This is a genomic window from Bacteroides sp. BFG-637, from assembly GCF_024793605.1.
Taxonomy (GTDB): domain Bacteria; phylum Bacteroidota; class Bacteroidia; order Bacteroidales; family Bacteroidaceae; genus Bacteroides; species Bacteroides vicugnae.
This window is the reverse complement of the sequence record NZ_JANUPD010000002.1, coordinates 1,912,019-1,934,217: the sequence shown is the minus strand read 5'-3', so window position 1 is coordinate 1,934,217 and position 22,199 is coordinate 1,912,019. Positions and strand designations below refer to the sequence as shown.

General features: G+C 43.7%; 9 protein-coding genes. All 9 read left to right on the top strand.

The window, feature by feature from the left end:
• Positions 1-13: 13 nt before the first annotated feature.
• The 9 genes from NXX38_RS07735 to NXX38_RS07695 all read left to right on the top strand — a co-directional run bounded on the left by NXX38_RS07735 (position 14) and on the right by NXX38_RS07695 (position 22,195).
• Positions 14-1,762 carry a hypothetical protein gene (locus tag NXX38_RS07735; RefSeq protein WP_258978992.1) on the top strand — a complete coding sequence of 583 codons (1,749 nt, stop codon included), beginning with the start codon at positions 14-16 and terminating at the stop codon, positions 1,760-1,762.
• 28 nt (positions 1,763-1,790) lie between these two features.
• Positions 1,791-5,045, top strand: a complete 3,255-nt coding sequence (locus tag NXX38_RS07730) for a TonB-dependent receptor (RefSeq protein ID WP_148365483.1) — start codon at positions 1,791-1,793, stop codon at positions 5,043-5,045.
• A gap of 19 nt (positions 5,046-5,064) precedes the next feature.
• Positions 5,065-6,903 carry a RagB/SusD family nutrient uptake outer membrane protein gene (locus NXX38_RS07725; protein ID WP_195649799.1) on the top strand — a complete coding sequence of 613 codons (1,839 nt, stop codon included), beginning with the start codon at positions 5,065-5,067 and terminating at the stop codon, positions 6,901-6,903.
• A gap of 12 nt (positions 6,904-6,915) precedes the next feature.
• On the top strand, positions 6,916-9,948 hold the full coding sequence (locus NXX38_RS07720) for a SusC/RagA family TonB-linked outer membrane protein (protein ID WP_309569413.1): 3,033 nt from the start codon (positions 6,916-6,918) through the stop codon (positions 9,946-9,948).
• Positions 9,949-9,959: 11 nt separating this feature from the next.
• Positions 9,960-11,732 carry a RagB/SusD family nutrient uptake outer membrane protein gene (locus NXX38_RS07715; protein ID WP_258978989.1) on the top strand — a complete coding sequence of 591 codons (1,773 nt, stop codon included), beginning with the start codon at positions 9,960-9,962 and terminating at the stop codon, positions 11,730-11,732.
• A gap of 22 nt (positions 11,733-11,754) precedes the next feature.
• Complete coding sequence (locus tag NXX38_RS07710) at positions 11,755-12,822, top strand: endonuclease/exonuclease/phosphatase family protein (protein WP_258978988.1); 1,068 nt, start codon at positions 11,755-11,757, stop codon at positions 12,820-12,822.
• A 167-nt stretch (positions 12,823-12,989) separates the two neighbouring features.
• Positions 12,990-17,048, top strand: a complete 4,059-nt coding sequence (locus NXX38_RS07705; protein WP_258978987.1) for a two-component regulator propeller domain-containing protein — start codon at positions 12,990-12,992, stop codon at positions 17,046-17,048.
• Between the two features lie 293 nt (positions 17,049-17,341).
• Positions 17,342-18,877, top strand: coding sequence for a sulfatase-like hydrolase/transferase (locus NXX38_RS07700; protein ID WP_258978986.1), 1,536 nt, complete (start codon positions 17,342-17,344; stop codon positions 18,875-18,877).
• A 159-nt stretch (positions 18,878-19,036) separates the two neighbouring features.
• Entirely contained in the window at positions 19,037-22,195 is a 3,159-nt protein-coding gene (locus tag NXX38_RS07695; protein WP_074558201.1) for a TonB-dependent receptor, read from the top strand.
• Positions 22,196-22,199 lie beyond the last annotated feature (4 nt).

The following is a 22,199-nucleotide window of genomic DNA, read 5'->3' as shown; positions in this document are numbered from 1 at the left end:
ACAAATAGTATTTATGAAAACACATTTCTACATTTTATTAATGCTTGGAATGGTATTCCTTTTGGGATGTGAAGACGAAAAGTTAGGCACAGACCTGGGAGTAACCAATGTAGTGCTTCCGGACATTTCGGAAGAATCCCTGGGCACAGAGATTACCATTCAGGGAAATGGCTTTATTGACTGTGATGTACTGGCACTTTCTCCTTTATCAGGAGGGACAGAACAGCCCATCTACATGGAAACCAGAGAAGTATCCTCCGACCATATTACGGTACTATACCCCTCTACTGCAAACAAAGATTCTTATGGACTTGTATTAGTACGTGGTAGTAAAATGCGAACATTGGGAGTCATCAACAGTACTGTAGGAGTAATGCCCGATGAGAACTTGCGCAATGCCCTCTCTGCTCTCTTCCCCGATATATTCAAAGGAGAGAAGATTTCTTCCAGTGCGAAGTATGTCACATTCACTGATGGCGCACTGGATATCAGCGATAAGAATATCACTTCTTTGGAAGGACTCGAGTATTTCAGCAACATCCGTAAACTGATCTGCAACAACAATGATATAAGCGAAATTCCTGCTGAAGTTCTGTCCAGGCTGTCCGAATTGACTGCACAAAACACAGGATTGACTAAACTGGAACTGGCTACTGTAGAACATCCGAATAGCACATTGGTTTCTCTCAACATAGACGGAAGCATCCAACTAGAATCTATCGATCTGTATTACTGTTATACCATTGAAAGATTCTCTGCTCTAAACTGCAAACTGGTCTATTTGGATGTACGTAACTACCACAGCATCTATGGCGGATGTCTGAACTATAACAGTACAGACTTCAAATTTACTTTCAGTGACGATGCAAGCAAAGAACGACTTCTGAAAATGGAATCCTGGTGGATGGACTCATACTATAGCAATAGCGGTTCTATCGTAGATGCCATCAATAATGGAGTGACAGTGGAAGGGTACGATTGGATGCACGACTATCCGGATGGAAACAACAACTACTATTACAGTTACGGAAAATATCAGAAAACATTGAAAAAGTACGGGGAAATTCCTGATATAAACCTACGGAATGCCCTCAAAGCCTTGGTTCCGGATGTCTTCGAAGGGGATAAAGTTCTGACAGTGGCAGCTCTGAATACAGAATACTTCAAGAACAACACAACTCTTGATCTTAGCAACAAGGGAATCACCAATCTGGAAGGGTTGCAATACTTCTGCGGATATAAGAGCCTCATCTTGGACGGTAATAATCTGGGAGAGATCGACCTAAGTAAATATGCAATCAGCACCAGCTATACAGCAGGTCCGGTAGATGAGAAAGGCATTCAATCTTTCAGTGCTAAGAACGCAGGATTGACCAAGTTTATTTCCGGAGACCAGTATATGATAACCTCTATTGATGTAAGCAATAATCCGGGGCTGACATATCTGGATATAAACCGTTGCAAGTCCATCACAACATTAAATGCATCCGGTTGTCCGCTCGTTTATGTCGATCTGCGTAATTTGGCAGGCACTTATTCTGTTTTAGGTTATTCCGGAGGAACAATAGATCCTTCGAAAGTTCAGTTCTCATTTACTAACAACTCTTCAACTCAAAGAAAACTATTAGTAGAAGAGTGGTGGATGGATAGCTCATGGAATGGCACAAGTCCTTGTATTACCGCAAAAGACCAAGGTGTCCGGATAGAACGCTATGAATACATAGGATACGACAAGGACAAAATGTTGAGTTCATTTAATTAGACAGAAAATAATCTTAAACGTTATAGTTATGAAAAGAAGTTATTGGCTATACAAAATGTGCCTGTTGCTCGGGTTGGGAATCTGTATTCCCGTTACAGGAAATGCATCAGATATTGGAGATGCTACCCTGATACAGCAACAGTCCAAGATAACAGCCTCCGGAGTCGTCGTGGACGAGTCCGGTGAAAGCCTGATCGGAGCTTCCGTCATGGAAAAAGGAGCAGCAACGAATGGTACTATTACAGACATAGACGGTCGTTTCTCTTTATCGGTTGCTCCCAACGCAATACTGGAGATCAGTTATGTAGGTTATCAAAAACAAGATGTACCTGCAAAAAAAGACATGCGCATCATTATGCATCCGGACGTAGCGAATCTGGAAGAAGTTGTAGTAGTGGCTTACGGTACCCAGAAAAAAGTTTCTGTCATTGGCTCCGTTGCTTCCATCGACCGAAAAGAATTGATGAAGTCTTCATCGCCCAACTTAAGCTCCGCTTTATCCGGAAAGCTCCCCGGACTGACCACTATCCAGACTTCCGGTGAACCGGGACGTGACGAAGTGACCATGTTCCTTCGTGGTGCAGCCACCACAAACGGTACAAATCCATTAATCATGGTAGATGGAGTAGCTGTAGACGATATGCGTTCCATCGATCCGAACGAAATCGCTAATATTTCCGTATTGAAAGATGCTTCCGCAACGGCAGTATTCGGTGTACGAGGTGCCAATGGAGTTATAATGATCACCACCCGGAGAGGTGAAAAAGGAACTGCCCGTATCAGTGCCAATGTAGAATTCAGTATGCAGGAAATGGCCTTCAAACCCGAACGCCTGGACTCATGGGATTGGGTAAGACTTCGCAATGAAGCACTCACTAACGATGGGAACTCTGCCGAGTTCTTCGGACCGGACATCGACAAGTTCGACTCATGGAAAACAGGTAACCCCGTAGATCCTGATTTCTATCCGAATAATAACTGGCAAGATATCTTATTCAGAGATTATGCACCTATGACCAGAGCTAACATGAACGTTTCCGGAGGTTCGGACAAACTTCAGTATTTTGTAAGTGCAGGCTACCTGCATCAGGGAGGTATGTTCAACGTAGAACCTAAATCCAAGTTAGGTTACAATGCCCAGTCTTCATTAGACCGATACAACTTCCGTTCAAATATTGACTATAAAGTCAATAAGTCAGTGAAGATCAACTTAAATGCCTCCTCTTATCTGGAACGGATCAACGGGACTTCTGCAAGCATGACAAGTGTATTCAATAGTGCTCTGACTTCACGGCCTACTTCCATGTATCTGACTCCGGAAGGTGCATACGCCACCGACGCTATACGCACCTTCCCTATCGGAGCCGGATTATCTGTAGAAGATCCTGCCAACAATTCGTTGAGCGCATATCCTTTAATCAACCGTTCGGGTTATCAACTGGAGACCAGATCGGGAATCAATGTCATCGGAGGAGTGGAAATTGATTTGGGATTTATCACCAAAGGGCTCTCTGTCAAAGGACAAGTATCTTTCGACTCCAAAGGATTCGGCAAAACAATAGGAAAACGTTCCTACACCTGGTATACCTATCAGACGTTAGCTTCAGGAGAACATCTGTTTATCAACCGGCATCCTAGCCTGGAAGATGAAGATGGTCCAATCGAGCTGACCAAGTCTTCCGAGTCCTATTGGACAATGAACCTGCAAGCGCAAATCAACTACAACCGTAGTTTTGCTGAGAAACACAATATTACTGCCATGTTCCTGGCACAGCGGGATGTTAAAGAATCTAAAGAGACATCAGGTGATCTGCTACTGCCTTATAATGTAATCGGTATTGCAGGACGTGCAACTTATGATTATGACAGGCGTTATTTTGTAGAAGTAAATATGGGTTACAACGGTTCGGAGCAATTCTCTCCAGACAAACGATTCGGATTCTTCCCCGCCGCCTCTCTTGGTTGGTTAGTAACTAACGAAAGCTTTCTTCAGGATAATCCAGTCCTGACGAATCTGAAATTAAGAGCTTCTTGGGGAAAAGTAGGAAATGATGCATTTACAACCAGTGACGGAAAGCCTGCCCGCTTCCTTTATCTGGATAATATCAGTCAATATTCCGTAGTAACAGACAGTAAAGGAGACCACTGGTTATCTCCTAGTTTGGGGTACGCTTCCAACGGTTCCGGCTGGGGACAAGGTTACAAAATCGCCGAAAACTACATAGGAAACAAAAGTATCACATGGGAAACAGCTGAAAAACAAAATTATGGTATAGACATATCTTTGTACCATGATCTTTCTTTCTCGTTCGACTACTTCGTTGAAAAAAGAAAGAACATCCTGATCATCCCTCAAACTACTCCTATGATTCAAGGTCTACCCTCCTCTGCCCTTCCATTGATGAACGATGGTGAAGTCAAGAACCAGGGATTTGAGATGGTACTCGGATATCAGAAGCAATTCAAGAACGGACTATCCGTTTCTGCCAATGCAAACTTCAGTTATGCCAGAAACAAAGTTTTGGAATATGACGAACCGCTATTAGGTAAGGATTATGCATACCGCACCCGCACCACCGGATTTTCATTAGGACAAAACTGGGGATATATTATCGACCACAGCTATGATCCCGAAAAAGGCCGTGACGGAACCGGTTTCTTCTACAGTGACGAAAGTATCGCCAAAAGCGGACTGACTTACGAAGGTGTAGGAACACCGGAACCCGGAGACTTTATTTATAAAGATCTCAACGGAGACGGTGTGATCAATGACCGTGACAAAGCTCCTATCGGCTATTCATCTCTGTTACCCCGCATCAACTACGGTTTCTCTTTATCTGCCAATTGGAAAGGATTCGACGTTTCCATCATGTTGCAAGGAGTAGGCCAATACAGCAAGACTTATTCGGGAGCCGGTATCTACGAAAGCAGTGGCAACTTCTACAAAATGCACATGGGACGTTGGAGCGAAGAACGCTATAATAATCATGAAAAGATTACGTATCCCCGTTTATCCAGCAGTGGCGGGCCAAGCTTACAGCCCAATGATTTCTTTATCATGGATGCCTCCTATATACGTCTGAAAAATGCAGAAGTAGGATATACATTACCGGAAAGCATCAGCAAGAAAATCGGTGCATCGAATGTACGTTTCTATTTAAGCGGTAACAATCTGTATACATGGACTCACCTCAAAACCGATAGCTTCGATCCGGAACAGAACGGTCCGGCAGCTTATCCGACAATGCGCACTTACAATGTAGGTTTAAATATTACATTTTAACGGCTAAAACAAACCCGATATGAAAAAAAGATTTATTTATATATGCATGTTTGCTTCTCTGCTCACATTCAGTTCTTGTAACGAAGCATTGGATGTAGCTCCTGACGGAAGATTATCGCTGGATGAAGTATTTCAGGATCCTGATCTGACCAAAGCTTATTTCAGCACTTGTTTTGACTACCTGCCCAAAAAGAGTTTGCGATATCACTTCTGGAGCAACTATCCTGTGGCACTTAGTGACGAAGCATGGGATTGCACAGATGGTTCCGGCGGTGGCTTTGCACATGCCGCATCAGGTAACTGTACTACTACAGACTTCTATCTTGATGTTCGTAGAGACATGGGTGATACCTACTCGGAAGGAGGATACTGGCAATTATACTGGGGACAAATCCGCACCATCAACACATTCCTCCAACGGGCAGCCACTGCTGCCATCCCGAGCGAAACAGATCGTGACCGCTGGGTAGCGGAAGCTCATGTACTCCGCGCTTATTTCTATATGGAACTGTTGAAATGGTATGGTCCTGTACCTATTGAAAAGGAGCCTTACGGGCTGGATTATGATTTTTCAACCTTATCACGCCCCAGCTTTGAGGACTGTGCCCGCTTCATTGTAGACGATTGCGAAACAGCCCTTAAATCAGCCAATCTTCCCTGGAGGCTGACAACGCTCAACGAAAAGATCAGAATGACCAAAGGCATCGCAATGGCTATCCGTTCCGAAGCATCTTTGTTTGCTGCCAGCACTTATAACAATGGTGGAAAGGATCTATGGGAATGGGCTTACACGATCAATAAAGACTGTTTGGAACAACTGAAAGCCAACGGCTACGAACTCTATACTAAATGTTCGGATACGGAAAAGTATTATAACAATGCTTATATGGAGTACTTCACGCTCAATAACTACATTGGAACAGATCCCAGTGACAAAGAAACAATCTGGCAAAGCACAGAAGGTTATTGGCCCGACCCGTATACAAATCCTTTGTATGATGTTATCGGAGCACCGGTATTAGGGAATGCCCAACTCACCATTGTGCCTTCTCAGGAGTTAGTAGACGCCTATGATATGTTAGCAACCGGAAAACCAATATTGAATTTGTCAAAACCTTATAATGATGAGAAGCATCTGTCTCCTAATTACAATCCCAATAGTGGTTATGATCCTGCAAATCCCTATAATGGACGCGATTTACGTTTACAGGCTACTGTTTTTTACAATAACAGTCCAGTTCTGTTAGGCAAAGAACCGGCAGTTGTAGAAACATATGTAGGAGGAAACAGCGAAATCCGTACCAGTGGAAATACCAACACACGTACCGGTTATTATTGGAGAAAGAGAATGGTGAACGGTAACTGTAAAGCAGCCGGAGTGGCTGGATATGACGGACGTTTCCGTTTCTACCGGTTAGGCAAAATCTATCTGAACGCAGCCGAAGCAGCCATTGAAAGCGGTCATCTCACCGAAGGTCTGGGATGGATCAATGAAATCCGCCACCGGGCAGGCTTTGATCCCTCGGTTGATTTGTCTACAAATGATAAGAACGAAGCACGCTTGTTAGTACGCCATGAACGTCAGGTAGAACTGGCTTGCGAAGAAGACAGATATTTCGACATCCGCCGCTGGACACCAGCAAATGAGAACATGGAAAACGAGAAGTTTACCACAGGTATGAAAATCACCAAGAATGGAAATTCATTCTCTTATGAAAGAATTATTTTAGGAACAGACGGTGGCAAGCCGAGTAAAATGAGTTATGAAAAGAAATGGCACGTATATCCTATCCCTGCCAGTGAAGCAGCCGTATTGGAAGGCACGACAGGACAGACGTGGCAAAATGCAGGATGGTAATCATAAAACAGAATGTATATGAAAAACAGAATAATCACACTTTTGTGCATCGTATGCCTGTTTGCGGGCAACGAAGTATGCCGGGCACAAGTGCAAGAAGTAATATCCGGTGTGGTGCGGAATGAGAGCAACGAACCCTTAGAGGGTGCAATCATTTCTGTTCCGGACAATCCCGAATACACCACAAGCAGTGACAAAGACGGAAAGTTCATCATGGAAATACCGTCAGAAGCCAATATGGCAGTTTGTAAGATTCCGGGATACCGGAACCAGACAATGAAACTCACTCTGAACAAACCGGTTGAATTTCGCCTGGTATCAGATATCGCCGGTCAGGATACACCTATCGAAGTAGCTATGCTACAAAAAGAGAAAAAAGGAAGTTATACCGGAGCTATCTCTACTGTTCAGGGAGACGAATTGGCAAAAACGCCCAATAGCGGATTTTCAGCCACACTGACCGGACGTTTGGCCGGGTTGACCTCTATCCAGTCAACCAGCACACCGGCCGACGATGCAACAACGATGTATATACGTGGCCTGAACTCTATAAATGGTAATTCACCTTTGGTCGTGCTCGACGGAATTCCGGCTCCACTGTTCGACATGAACACACTTGATGCCAATGCTGTTGAATCTGTCAGTATTCTGAAAGATGCCGCAGCTAAAGCATTATATGGTCCCCGGGCTTCCTCCGGAGTGATTCTTATTACTACCAAAAGAGGAGAAATAGGACGTACCAAAGTAAATGTAAACATGGACTTCTCTATACAGCAGGCTACCCAGCGCCCCAAAACAGTAGGTACAGGTGAATATGCACAGATGCGTAATCAGGCACTACTCAATGATGGTGGCACTCCGCTTTATTCTTTATATGAAATAGCAGGATTCACAGATGGGACTATACCCGGACATGACTGGTATGACACCTTTATGAATGATGCAGCCAGTATGCAACGTTACAACATCAATATCAGCGGAGGTAATAACCGGGTTAAGTATCTTGTTAATGCCGGCTATCTTCACCAAAACAGCCTGATTGACGCAGAGAAGAACGACAACTATAACCCCGCGCTCAAATTGCATCGTTTCAATATCCTAGCCAATGTAGACGTTACTCTGCACCGTTATCTGAATTGTTTCCTCAATACTAATGTCACTATCGACCGGATGAACCAAGGGTATAATGGAACAGGAGATATTATGAATTCAATCTATCAGATGGCTCCCACCGTACCGGGACCTGTCACCGAAGATGGAAAGGTAATTACCACAGAATATAACGAATACCCTACTTACGGACTTATCAACCGTTCCGGATATAGCCACCGGACAGGTATCAACCTGAATGTCGCCTATGGAATGAACTTGGATCTGGGATTCCTGACCAAAGGATTAAGCGTAAAAGGAATAGTAGGTTACGAAGCAAACTATGACGGTACAATCTACGGTTCTACCGACTATGCACGTTACGCAGCCAATGGCAACGGGCTTTTCGGCACACACACCACTCTTCCTCTAAGCCTAAGTAAGACTGCCAATATGCGTTATTTTATCAACTTCCAGGGGTTTGTCAACTACAACCGTACTTTTGGAGAAAAGCATGAAGTAGACGCATTTATCAGCTATTTCAATGAGAATATGATGAAAAACGGAGATCTTCCATACGACCGTTTGTCACTGATGGGACATCTCAAATATGGTTATGGTTCACGGTATTATATACAGGGAGATTTCACTTATGACGGTACGGAACAGTTCAAACCGGGCAACCGTTTTAAATTCTTTCCGACGGTATCCGCCGCCTGGGTGGTATCCAACGAAAGTTTCCTGAAAGACAGTGACTGGTTGTCTTTCCTCAAAGTACGTGCGTCTGCGGGCTGGCTGGGAAATGACCAAATATCCGCAACACGTTTCCTGTATGCTACCGATGTACGTTATCAGTTGCAAGGCTATTTGTTAAGTAACTACTATGCAGCTCAAACAGTAGAAGGTATGCAAGGTAATCCATATATCCACTATGAAAAGTCTTTCCAGCAAAACTACGGAATTGATATCACTCTGCTCAATTCATTAAGTTTCACATTTGACTACTGGAACGTAAAGCAGACCAATATGGCTATCCAAGACAATAGTATCTCTTCTGCACAAGGTATTGCCAGCAATTATCTGCCCTTCGAAAATCTAGGTAAGATGAATAACAAGGGATTCGATGTCGAATTATCTTACACCAAGAAGCTAAAATGCGGATTAAATATGACATTCAGAGGCAACATGGGATACAATAAAAACGAAGTGATTGATGTCAAAGAGTTAAATCGTACAACCAGCGGATATTACTATCCATATCGTAAGACCGGTTATTCTGCCGGACAGCAGTTTGGCTATCTCATTGACTACTCCAACGGAAACGGATATTATAACAGTCAGGAAGAAATAGACAAGAGCGGACTCCGATTCTCCGGAGCTTCTCCCCGTCCGGGCGACTTTGTCTACAAGGACCTGAACAACGACGGAAATATCGACGAACGCGACCAAGCCCCAATGGATAAAGCACAAACGCTACCGACCATCGCCTATGGCGGATCTATCCAATTAGAATATAGGAACTTTGATTTATATGTTCAGTTGCAGGGCGTGTCGGGCACAGCCGCCTATTATAGTGGGTGCGGTATCTTCGACAATAGCTATCAAGGCGTGTACACCGACCTGCACCGTAATGCATGGACAGCAGAACGTTATGCTGCCAATGAAGAGATTTCCTACCCGGCTCTGACCACCGGAAACTCTTCCAGCCTCCAAAGCAATGAGTTCTTCTATTCTAAGAATAACTATTTGCGAGTAAAAAATGTAGTATTAGGATATACATTGCCAAAACGTTGGAGCAGTAAACTAAAACTGGAGAAGATGAGATTTTATATCAGCGGTGCTAACCTGCTGACTACTTCATCTCTTAAGTTTGACAATCTGGACCCTGAACAATATGCTTATACCGCATATCCTATTTACAGAACATTTAATATCGGACTTAACTTGAATTTCTAAAGACTAAAGTTATGAAAATAAAACAACTTATATTAGGAGTGCTCTCCCTATTTGTATTGCCAGCATTGAACGGATGCACCGATATTGAGGATCACCCGGACGGTCGTACAGATTACAGTGATTTGTTTACCACTAATCGCAAAACGTATGCCTATATGAACCAATGCTACGGATGGATTCTAAACTATGGAATGAACTATAATTATACCATGCTTGCAGGCTGTACGGACGAAGCAAAAGATGCTTGGGAACTACAGAACGGAGCTACCCGCAAATGGAATGAGGGACAATTATCCCCCTTCAGCAATCCATTGGAAAACATCGAAGGTAATCCGGAAAATTACAACCATTATTATCAAGGGATTCGCGCTTGCAACATCTTCCTTGCCAATATCCCTACTGCCAGTGTCTACTCGGAAGAGATACGTAACAGTTTCAAAGCACAGGTATTAACATTACGTGCTTTCTATTATCTTCAATTGGTAAAGCGTTATGGAGGCGTTCCTGTCATAACAACTCCTGACTACGATTATACCAAAGTCAAGAGAGGTACATTCGGCGAATGTGCCCGTCAAATATTGACCGATTGTCAGGATGCCATCGACATTCCCACTGTTGAAGAATGGGGGTGGCGTTCATTGGACAAGGAAAACTACCGTCATGTAATGACGAAAGCCATCTGTGCAGCCATCCGTTCGCAAATAGCACTCTATGCGGCCAGCCCCCTGTACAATGACGGAACAATCACCTGGAAAGAAGCTGCAGAAATCACGAAGAAATCTTTGGACGACTGCCTGGCAAACGACTATGAACTTTATAAGAAACAGCCGAATGCCACTGCCGGTTACTCTCCTTATGATGTTTATTTCTACTCACGTACTGACCTTCCAGTAGTAAACGACAAAGAAACTATTATGGAAGTTGGACAGATGTATATGTGGAGTTATGCCGGTCTGCCAGCTACTGATGGTCAGACAGATGCTGGAGCCTGTCCGTCCCAAGAATTACTTGATGCTTATGAAGTTGTGAATGCGGATATGACAGAAGCCTATCCCCTTCTCAATCTTGAAAATCCCTATCAAGACGCCAATCACCTGCAGCCCAATCTGAATTCGGCTGTCCAGAATCTCTACAATCAAGCTAAGCCGTATGAAAACCGTGATCCACGTCTTAAAGCTTCTATCTATTATGATGGTTCCAAGCTGAATCTGGAGACGGGTACATTAGTCTCAACCAAGACAGGAGGAAACTGTGCTCTTGATCCGAGCAATGCACGTTACACCTGCACCGGTTATTATACACGTAAGTTCTCACATTACAAATCCGGACGTTCCGGTAATTTGGACGGATATTTTAAAGAGTTCCGTCTGGCCGAATTATATTTGAATTATGCGGAAGCTGCTAACGAAGCATCAACTACCGGAATCGTACCTAATGATGCAGTAGATGCAGTTAATACAGTGCGTTCCAGAGTAGGTATGCCGGGAATTCCTTACGGATTATCCTGCGACCAATTCCGTCTGCGAGTCAGAAATGAAAGACGTGTGGAACTTGCTTTTGAAGAACATCGCTTCTTCGACGTGCGCCGTTGGAAAATTTTGGATCAGACAGACAAGGTCGTCACCGGAATGAAAGCAAATGCGGATGGAAGCTATTCCCGCTTTGTTGTAGATAGTGACCGAAGAGCATACAGTGAGAAATTCTTATTATATCCCATACCGGGTGATGAAGCAATCCGGTTGCAAAATGCATCAGGAACTAACTGCCAAAATCCGGGATGGTAATCAACTATTAAAAATACAGATTATGCAAAAGTGGTTATTAACGATTATTATTGCCATACTTCCTGTTATCACGGCATGTTCCAAAAGCGATACTGATATATCTGCACCGGAAGAAAAAACAGGAAAGAAAACAGAGTTCAAATTCTTCCAACTCAACTTATGGGTGGAATGTACCAAAGTGGAACATGCCCCGGAATACCTAATTGAACAAATTGCCACCATACAGCCAGATGTGGCAACGTTTTGCGAATTATATAAAGGTCCGCAAGACGACCCTGTGATGCCTAAACTGATGCAAGGACTTAAAGATAAAGGACTTACCTATTACGATGCACGCATAGACGGAAGGGCAGTCATATCGAAGTTCCCGATCAAAGCAACAGAGCGCATCAATAAATGGATGTTCAAAGCTATTCTGGATGTAAGCGGGAAACGGGTAGCTGTTTACCCGGCACACTCGGAATACCGCTACTACACATGCTATTATCCACGCGGATACAATGACGGTAGTGTTAATTGGGATAAACTTCCGGCTCCTATCACAGACGTGGACAAAATTCTGTCCGTATGTGAAGAATCAGACCGTATAGAATCTGCCCAGGCTTTTATCAACGATGCTGCCAAAGAACTGGAGCAAGGCGCATTTGTTTTCTTTGCCGGAGATCTGAACGAACCTTCTTATCTGGATTGGCAGAACGATACAAAAGATTTATTCGATCATCGGGGATGTATCGTTAATTGGGGAACTTCCAAATTGCTGATTCAAAGAGGATATAAAGATGCCTATCGGGTGATGCATCCCGACCCGGTTAAATATCCGGGGTTCACTTTTCCCGCCGACAACAAAGCAATCGCACCGGCAAACCTCTCATGGGCACCGGAAGCAGATGAACGTGAACGGATTGATTTCGTTTATTATTATCCGAATAAGGACTTGCAAGTGAAAAACGCGCAGATAGTAGGTCCGACAGGCTCTATCGTACGCGGGCAAAGAATAAAAGAACAAACCAAGGATCCGATTATTCCACCCGTAAACAATCAATGGCCAAGCGATCATAAAGGAGTATTGGTCACATTCTACATTAAATAGTCATGGGCACTATATAAAAGGTTAGTCAGGTTAGAAACCGGGAGAGTAATTCTGTTAAATAGGATTCTCTCCCGGTACTTTATAGTTACTTTCTTCTAATAAGGTTCACAGAAATCGAATAAAAATAATATATTTGCATAGATGTAAACACCTTAAAAAATAAATTAGTGAGAAAAGTAATTCTTTTATTTCTGCTATTTTTAAGCGTAGCTGGAGTCCGCACACAAGGTCAAAACATCACTTTTAGCCACTTGACCACGGACGACGGACTCTCCCAATTTTCTGTCAATAGCCTTTATATTGATGAACGGGGAATTATATGGATCGGCACTCGTGAAGGACTGAACCGGTATAACGGTAACGATATCAAAAGTTTCAAACTTAATAAAAACGACCCGAACAGCTTGTTCAGCAATACAGTGCTGCGCATCACCGGAAACAAAAACGGAAAGGTATACCTGCTCTGTACGGACGGGGTGGCAGAATTCGATCTGACCACACAAAGATTCAAAACGTTGCTGCAAGGCAATGTGGATGCTATTTATTTCAATGAGAAATTATATATCGGGAAAAGAGAAGAAGTATTTGTATATAATGAAAGTACGGGAAACTTCGATCTCTACTATCATCTTGCCGGAAAAGATATCACCCTCTCCTGCCTCCACCTGGACGAAAAGAAAAATCTGTGGATGGGAACTACCAGTAACGGACTTTACTGCCTGTCCGACGATAAGAAAATTTCCCAACCTGTCACAAGAGGTAATATTGCCAGCATCTACGAAGATTCTTCCAAAGAATTATGGATAGGCAGTTGGGAAGAAGGACTTTACCACGTAAAGAAAGACGGAAGCATCGAAAACCTCCACCACGAACCCGGAAACCCGAACAGCCTTTGCTCCAACTTCGTAAGAAGTTGTAGCGAGGACAACGCAGGCAACTTATGGATAGGAACCTTTCACGGGTTAAATCGCTATGAAAAGAGCACAGGCAAATTCCAACTTTACACTGCCAACGCGAACAAACCCGACGGTCTCACCCACTCCTCTATCTGGTGCATCGTCAAAGATGAACAAGGAACAATTTGGCTGGGCACTTATTTCGGAGGAGTCAACTATTTCAATCCGGAATATGAAATCTATACCCGCTACAAGACGGGAGATACAGAAAAAGAAGGTTTAAGTAGCCCGATTGTCGGCAGAATGACTGAGGACAAAGACGGAAACTTATGGATCTGTACAGAAGGCGGTGGCGTGAATGTGTACGACCGGAAAAATAATACCTATCGGTGGTATCGCCACGAAGAGGGCAAAAATAGTATTTCCCATAACAACGTCAAAGCAATCTATTACGACCGGACTAATGAAATTATGTGGATAGGTACACACTTGGGAGGATTGAACAAACTCGACCTGCGTACCAACCGTTTCACAGTCTACCGGATGAAAGCGGGAGACCCAACTTCGCTACCTTCGGATATCGTCCGAGACATTGTACCTTATAAGGACAAGCTGGTTGTCGCCACACAAAACGGTGTCTGTCTTTTCAATCCGGCAACAGGTGCTTGCCAACAACTCTTTAAAGAAACCAAAGAAGGAAGAGGCATTGGCATGGTAGCCAGTCTTTGCATCGACAAAGACGGTACATTGTGGATTGCGGCTACCGGGGAGGGTGTTTATTCTTACCGGTTCGACAGCGGTAAACTTACTAATTATCCGCATAATCCCGCTAATCCGAACAGTCTTAGCAACAATAATATCAACAGTATCATGCAGGACAGTAATGGTAATCTGTGGTTCTGCACCTCCGGAAGCGGTCTCGACCGTTACCGTAAGGCAAGTGATGACTTTGAAAACTTCGATGTACAAACAGATGGTTTATCCAGCGACTGCATCTACGAAGTATGCGAATCATCCATACAGAAAGGCGACTTATTGCTGATTACCAATCAAGGGTTCTCACAGTTTGACTATCCAAGCAAGAAATTCTATAATTACGGTACGGAAAACGGATTCCCGCTAACCGCCGTTAATGAAAACGCACTATTTGTGACACATGACGGAGAAGTGTTCCTTGGTGGTATTCAGGGAATGATTTCTTTCTGGGAAAAGAAGCTACACTTCACTCCCAAATCATATAATATCATTCTTTCCCGCCTGCTTGTCAACGGAAAAGAAGTAGTTCCGGGAGATGAAAGCGGCATCCTGGAACAGTCAATCTGTCACACTCCGGAAATCAGTCTGAAAGCGAATCAATCAATGTTTAGCATCGAATATGCCACTTCCAACTTCATCCCTGCCAACAGAGATGAGATTCTCTATCGTCTGGAGGGTTTCTCGAACGAATGGAACCATACTTACCGGAAGCAAACGCTGATTACTTATACAAACCTGAATCCGGGTAAATATACCCTTGTCATCAAATCACAAAAGGAAGGAATAAAAGAGGCCAGACTGCTGATTATCGTACTCCCTTCATGGTATGAGACATGGTGGGCTTACCTGATTTATACCATTGTCACTATCAGCCTGTTATGGTATCTTATTCAGAACTATAATTCGCGCATCAAACTCCGTGAGTCTTTGAAGTACGAGAAGAAGCATATTGAAGACCTTGAAGCATTGAACCAGTCGAAACTCCGTTTCTTCACTAACATCTCACACGAATTCCGCACACCGTTAACGCTGATCGTGGGACAAGTGGAAACTTTGTTGCAGGTGCAGACATTTACGCCTAATATATATAATAAGGTGTTGGGAATCTACAAGAACAGTCTCCAATTACGGGAACTGATTACGGAACTACTTGATTTCCGTAAACAGGAACAGGGTCACATGAAGATCAAAGTAAGCCAGCACAACCTGGTTAACTTCCTGTATGAGAATTATCTGCTCTTCCTCGAATACGCCAGCAGCAAACAAATCAACTTCAAGTTCAACAAACAGAAGGATGACATTGAAGTGTGGTATGACCAAAAACAAATGCAGAAAGTAATAAACAACCTGCTGTCTAATGCAGTAAAACATACCAAGGCCGAAGATACGATTTCGATTAATGTATCGCAGGAGAAAGACCATGTCATCATTGAAATAAAAGATACCGGTACAGGTATCGCCGCTGCCGAAATTGATAAGATATTCGACCGCTTTTATCAGACCGAACATCTCAACTCGCTGAATACCGGAGCCGGTACAGGCATCGGACTGGCACTGACGAAAGGTATTGTGGAACTTCATCACGGCACAATCCGGGTGGAAAGCGAACCGGGCAAAGGAAGCAGTTTCATCATTACCCTCAAACTAGGCAAGGAACACTTTACAGAAGAGCAAATAGCAAAGGATGATACGGAAACCCTCCAACAAACAGAAACTATTGTTCCTTCAGTAGAAGTAATCCCTGATTCGGAATGGAAAGAAGAAGATAACAAGCGTATCGAAGACGCCAAAATGTTGATAGTGGAAGACAATGAGTCTATCAAGCAGATGTTAGTCGGTATTTTCGAAACATTCTATCAGGTCAGTACGGCTTCCGATGGAGTAGAAGCATTAGAGATGATACAGAAGGATATGCCAAGCATCATTTTAAGTGATGTCGTGATGCCACGTATGTCGGGTACGGAACTTTGCAAACAGATCAAGACGGACTTTAATACCTGCCATATTCCGGTGGTATTATTAACTGCGCGTACTGCCATAGAGCACAATATCGAAGGTTTGAAGATTGGTGCGGATGATTATATCACGAAACCGTTTAATACCAATCTTCTGATTTCCCGCTGCAATAATTTGGTTAATTCCCGCCGACTACTGCAAGAGAAGTTCAGCAAACAACCACAGGCTTTTGCCCAAATGTTGGCTACCAACCCGATGGATAAGGAGATGCTCGACCGTGCGATGGCTATTATCGAACGTCATCTGGACAATACGGATTTCAACGTCAATATCTTCGCTCGCGAAATGGGTATGGCACGTACGAACCTATTCACCAAACTGAAAGCTGTGACAGGTCAGACTCCGAATGATTTCATCCTAAGCATACGTCTCAAAAAGGGTGCTGTCATGTTAAGGAATAACCCGGAGCTGAATATCACGGAGATTTCCGACCGGATCGGGTTCTCCTCCTCCCGCTATTTCAGTAAATGTTTCAAGGAGATTTATCACGTCAGTCCGCTGGCTTACCGTAAAGGAGAAGAGAGCGGAGAAGAAGGAGACGGGGAAGAAACAGATTAGCAGGCAATTGTACAAGCACTCTTGCAAAATAATCTTATATTATTAGGCACGGATCACACGGATTTCACGGATTAAAAAAACAATGAGTATGAAAACTACAGCGTTCATCCGTGTGATCCGTGCCTAAATTTATAATATAAACGGTTTCTTAGTCCGGACATCTTCGCCCGAATAAAAAAGGTAACTTCTTAAGTGTACTATTTTGTACTTCACTTGTACATTCCTACTCATTCTTTTTCTTCCAATCGCTTATCTTTGTGTTCATTACATTATTTCCTAAAACACTCAGCATTATGAAAAACGTTTCGCGTCTACTTCCCCTGTTGTCCGGCATCGTCACGCTGTCAGGATGCAATCAAGCACCCCAAAAGAGCAATGGGCAGAATAACCAAAAGCCTAACATTATTTATATATTTGCAGATGATCTCGGCATTGGTGATTTAAGCTGTTATGGAGCAACGAAAGTGAGTACCCCCAACATCGACCGGCTGGCAGGACAAGGAGTACAATTTACCAATGCTTATGCAACTTCCGCCACCAGCACTCCTTCCCGTTTCGGACTCCTGACCGGTATGTATCCATGGAGACAAGAAAACACAGGGATTGCTCCCGGCAACTCTGAACTCATTATCGACACTACCTGCGTCACCATGGCAGATATGCTGAAAGATGCAGGATACGCAACCGGTGCAGTAGGCAAATGGCATCTGGGACTCGGTCCGAAAGGTGGAACCGACTTTAACAACCGGATTACCCCTAACGCACAAAGCATCGGTTTTGACTACGAATTTATTATTCCGGCTACCGTAGACCGTGTACCTTGTGTATTTGTAGAAAACGGACATGTCGTAGGACTTGACCCCAATGATCCTATCACCGTAAGTTATGACCACAAAGTCGGCGACTGGCCTACGGGAGAAGAGAACCCGGAGCTCGTCACTTTAAAACCCAGTCAGGGACACAATAATACAATTATCAACGGTATTCCCCGTATCGGCTGGATGACCGGAGGAAAATCCGCTCTTTGGAAAGATGAAGACATAGCTGATATCATCACCAACAAGGCTAAGAATTTCATTGCATCCCATCAGGAAGAACCCTTCTTCTTATATATGGGTACGCAAGACGTACATGTACCGCGCATCCCCCACCCACGTTTCGCAGGCAAAAGCGGACTCGGCACTCGTGGCGACGTCATCCTGCAACTGGACTGGACCATCGGTGAAATCATGCACACACTGGATAGCCTCCACATCGCAGACAACACCATCCTTATCTTTACCAGCGACAACGGTCCTGTTATCGACGACGGCTATCAAGACCAAGCTTACGAACTTCTCAACGGACATACTCCGATGGGGATCTACCGTGGCGGGAAATACAGTGCTTACGAAGCGGGTACACGCGTTCCGTTTATTGTCCGTTGGCCTGCCCGGGTGAAGCCGAACAAGCAACAAGCTCTCTTCTCTCAAATAGATGTGTATGCATCGCTCGCCTCACTTCTGGACCAACCTTTACGCAAGGGAGCTGCCCCCGACAGTCAGGAACATCTGAACGTTCTCCTCGGCAAGAATAATACAAACCGTGAGTATGTCGTTCAACAGAATCTCAATAACACACTTGCCATCATAAAAGGCCAATGGAAATACATCGAACCGAGTGACGGCCCCGCCATCGAACATTGGACGAAAATGGAGTTAGGCAACGACAGACAGTCTCAACTTTACGATTTATCCTCCGATCCATCGGAGAAAACGAATGTATCAAAACAACATCCCGACATAGTGAAAGAGTTATCCGAATTACTAGAATCCGTAAAAGAGAAATAGTTTATGAGAACAGAAAAATTGTATGATTTTGCACCAATCTTGAATAATTCTATCCATATTAGAATATTCAATCCGTCTATCTTTGCAAGCGTAGATTCAATAAAATCACTTAATTTTTAATATATGAAAAAACATTTATCCACTCAAACTAGAAAAAGGATGCTCTCCTCCATCGGACTGATCCTGTTTTCTGTTTCTTTTGTACTTGCACAGGTACTTGTTAAAGGTACAGTGAAGGACAACTTAGGAGAAGGAGTGCCGGGAGCCAGTGTTCAGGTACAAGGTACTTCACAAGGAACAATCACTGACCTTGATGGTAAATTTGCTTTTAACGTACCCAATAAGAATTCAATATTGGTTATTTCTTTCATTGGTTATGTCACTGTAGAAATAAAGGCGGACACTCAAAAGCCAATGGTTATCACATTGAAGGAAGATACAAAGACATTGGACGAAGTGGTAGTAGTCGGCTATCAGGAAATACGCAAGAGAGACCTGACGGGTTCTGTTGCCAAAGCCAGCATGGCAGAACTGCTTAGCACTCCGACCGCTTCTTTCGGCGAGACATTGGGCGGGCGTATCGCCGGTGTCAACGTAAGTTCGGGCGAAGGTATGCCGGGCGGACAGATGAACATCGTTATCCGTGGTAACAACTCATTGACACAGGACAACTCTCCTCTTTATGTCATTGACGGTTTCCCGGTGGAAGACCCTTCCGTAGCCGCAGCCATCAATCAGAATGATATAGAATCTCTTGATTTTCTGAAAGACGCCTCTGCTACCGCTATCTACGGTGCCCGTGGCGCTAATGGCGTTGTGATGATTACCACCAAGAAAGGTACAATCGGACAACCTAAAATTAAATACGACGGAAGTTTCGGTATTCAGCATATCACTAAAACAATCCCGATGATGGATGCCTATGAGTTCGTCAAACTACAGGCGGAACGTAGTCCAAAAGATATGGAAACTACCTACTTCATGAATTATGACGGCAAGAAATGGGGACTGGAAGATTATAGGAATATCCCGCAATATAACTGGCAGGATGAAATCTTCCGCAGCGCATGGATGCAAAGCCACAATGTCAGCCTGACCGGTGGTTCGGAAGGAGTTCGTTACAACGCTTCTTTATCTTATTATGACCAGGACGGTATCTTGTTGGAATCGAACTACAAGCGTATACAAGGCCGTATGGGTACTACCATTCAAAAGAAGAAACTGAAAATCTATCTGACAACCAACTATTCAAGCACTACAACCACCGGTGGTTCTCCTTCGCAGAACTCATATAGTGGTATGAACAACCTGTTCTATAGCGTATGGGGATATCGCCCCGTGACGGAACCGGACAGACCTTTAAATTCATTGATGGATAACATCATGGACGATGCGATAAACAATACCAACGACTATCGTTTCAATCCTATCATGTCTTTGAAAAACGAATATCGCAAGACGTATGCCAACTATATCCAGTTCAACGGATTTGCAGAATATGAATTTATCAAAGGATTGAAGTTGAAAGTTTCCGGCGGTTACACGTTCGATACCCGCAAAGGGGAAACATTCAACAACTCGAAGACCCGTTATGGTAATCCGAAATCATCCGATAAGGTGAATGCAGAAATCTATCATTCTCAACGTGCAACATGGTTGAACGAAAATATTCTGACCTATCAGACCAATATCAAACGGAAGCATTTCTTCAATAGTATGGTAGGTGTAACCCTGCAAAATTCTGACTATGAATACTATTCATACAAGACAGTGCAAATTCCGAACGAAGCACTCGGGATGGCAGGAATGAGCGAAGGAATTCCCAGTACGACCAAATCACTAAAGAGTTCCTGGTCTATGCTTTCTTTCCTGGGACGTTTGAATTATAACTATAAATCATTGTATTACGCAACAGTTTCTTTCCGTTCCGACGGTTCTTCCAAGTTCCGTGGTGATAACCGTTTCGGTTACTTCCCTTCCGGTTCATTGGCTTGGGGATTCATGGAAGAGGATTTCATGAAACCATTGAAATCTGTTGTTTCTTCCGGTAAATTAAGAGCAAGCTGGGGATTAACCGGTAACAACCGCGTAGGTGAATATGACACATATGCTTTATATCAGATATTAAAAGATAAAGTTGGAGATTTTATTTCGATCGGTAGCCTACCAAGTGGTGTATATCCGTTCGAAAACAGTCTGACAAGTGTAGGTACAGTGCCTACTTCTTTAAGAAACAGAAAACTGAAATGGGAAACGACCGAGCAGTGGAATCTGGGTCTGGACTTGGGCTTCCTGGACGAACGTATCGGACTAACCGTAGACTGGTATCGTAAAACGACTCGTGATTTGTTGCTGAATACTGCACTTCCCACTTCTTCCGGCTATTTCAGTGCCATGAAGAATGTAGGAAAGGTACGCAACCAAGGTGTCGAATTTACCTTGAACACGACCAATATCAGGAACCGCCATTTCTCTTGGACTACCAACTTTAATATCGCATTCAACAAGAACAAAGTATTGGAATTGGCCGAAAACCAATCCTCTCTGTTGAGTGCAGCCAAATTTGACCAGAACTACAACTCACAATACAGCTACATTGCCAAAGTGGGTTATCCGATGGGAATGATGTACGGATTCATCTATGAAGGTACATACAAATATGAAGATTTTGATAAAGTGGGCGATACATATACACTGAAACGTAATGTTCCTTACTTCTCTTCCGAAAGCAATACACAACCGGGTATGCCGAAATACGCAGACTTGAATGGTGACGGCATTATCGACGATAACGACCGTACTATGATCGGTAACGGTATGCCGAAACATACAGGTGGATTTACCAACAATTTCGAATACAAAGGATTCGACTTGAGTATCTTCTTCCAATGGTCGTATGGAAACGATGTATTGAATGCCAACCGCCTGTTCTTCGAGAACAGCAATAAGACACGCGACTTGAACCAATACGCAAGTTACGCAAATCGTTGGACACCGGAAAACCCGGAAAGCAATATTCCGAGAGCTACCGACTCCGGCTCTAACAAAGTGTTCTCTACACGTATTATCGAAGACGGTTCTTTCCTTCGTCTGAAAACCGTATCTTTAGGATATACACTGCCGAAGCAACTGACCAAGAAATGGAAGATAGACAATGCGCGTGTATTCGTTGCAGGTCAGAATCTATGGACATGTACAGGATATTCCGGTTACGATCCGGAAGTATCTATCCGTGAAGGCGCACTGACTCCGGGACTGGACTTCTCCGCTTATCCGAGAGCCTACTCTATCAGTTTTGGTATAAACTTAGGTTTCTAATCAA

What these genes read in the sequence shown, in the direction of transcription:
- NXX38_RS07735 (WP_258978992.1), top strand. Translation starts at nt 14, where the DNA reads ATGAAAACACATTTCTACATTTTATTAATGCTTGGAATGGTATTCCTT.
- NXX38_RS07730 (WP_148365483.1), top strand. Translation starts at nt 1,791, where the DNA reads ATGAAAAGAAGTTATTGGCTATACAAAATGTGCCTGTTGCTCGGGTTG.
- NXX38_RS07725 (WP_195649799.1), top strand. Translation starts at nt 5,065, where the DNA reads ATGAAAAAAAGATTTATTTATATATGCATGTTTGCTTCTCTGCTCACA.
- NXX38_RS07720 (WP_309569413.1), top strand. Translation starts at nt 6,916, where the DNA reads ATGTATATGAAAAACAGAATAATCACACTTTTGTGCATCGTATGCCTG.
- NXX38_RS07715 (WP_258978989.1), top strand. Translation starts at nt 9,960, where the DNA reads ATGAAAATAAAACAACTTATATTAGGAGTGCTCTCCCTATTTGTATTG.
- NXX38_RS07710 (WP_258978988.1), top strand. Translation starts at nt 11,755, where the DNA reads ATGCAAAAGTGGTTATTAACGATTATTATTGCCATACTTCCTGTTATC.
- NXX38_RS07700 (WP_258978986.1), top strand. Translation starts at nt 17,342, where the DNA reads ATGAAAAACGTTTCGCGTCTACTTCCCCTGTTGTCCGGCATCGTCACG.
- NXX38_RS07695 (WP_074558201.1), top strand. Translation starts at nt 19,037, where the DNA reads ATGCTCTCCTCCATCGGACTGATCCTGTTTTCTGTTTCTTTTGTACTT.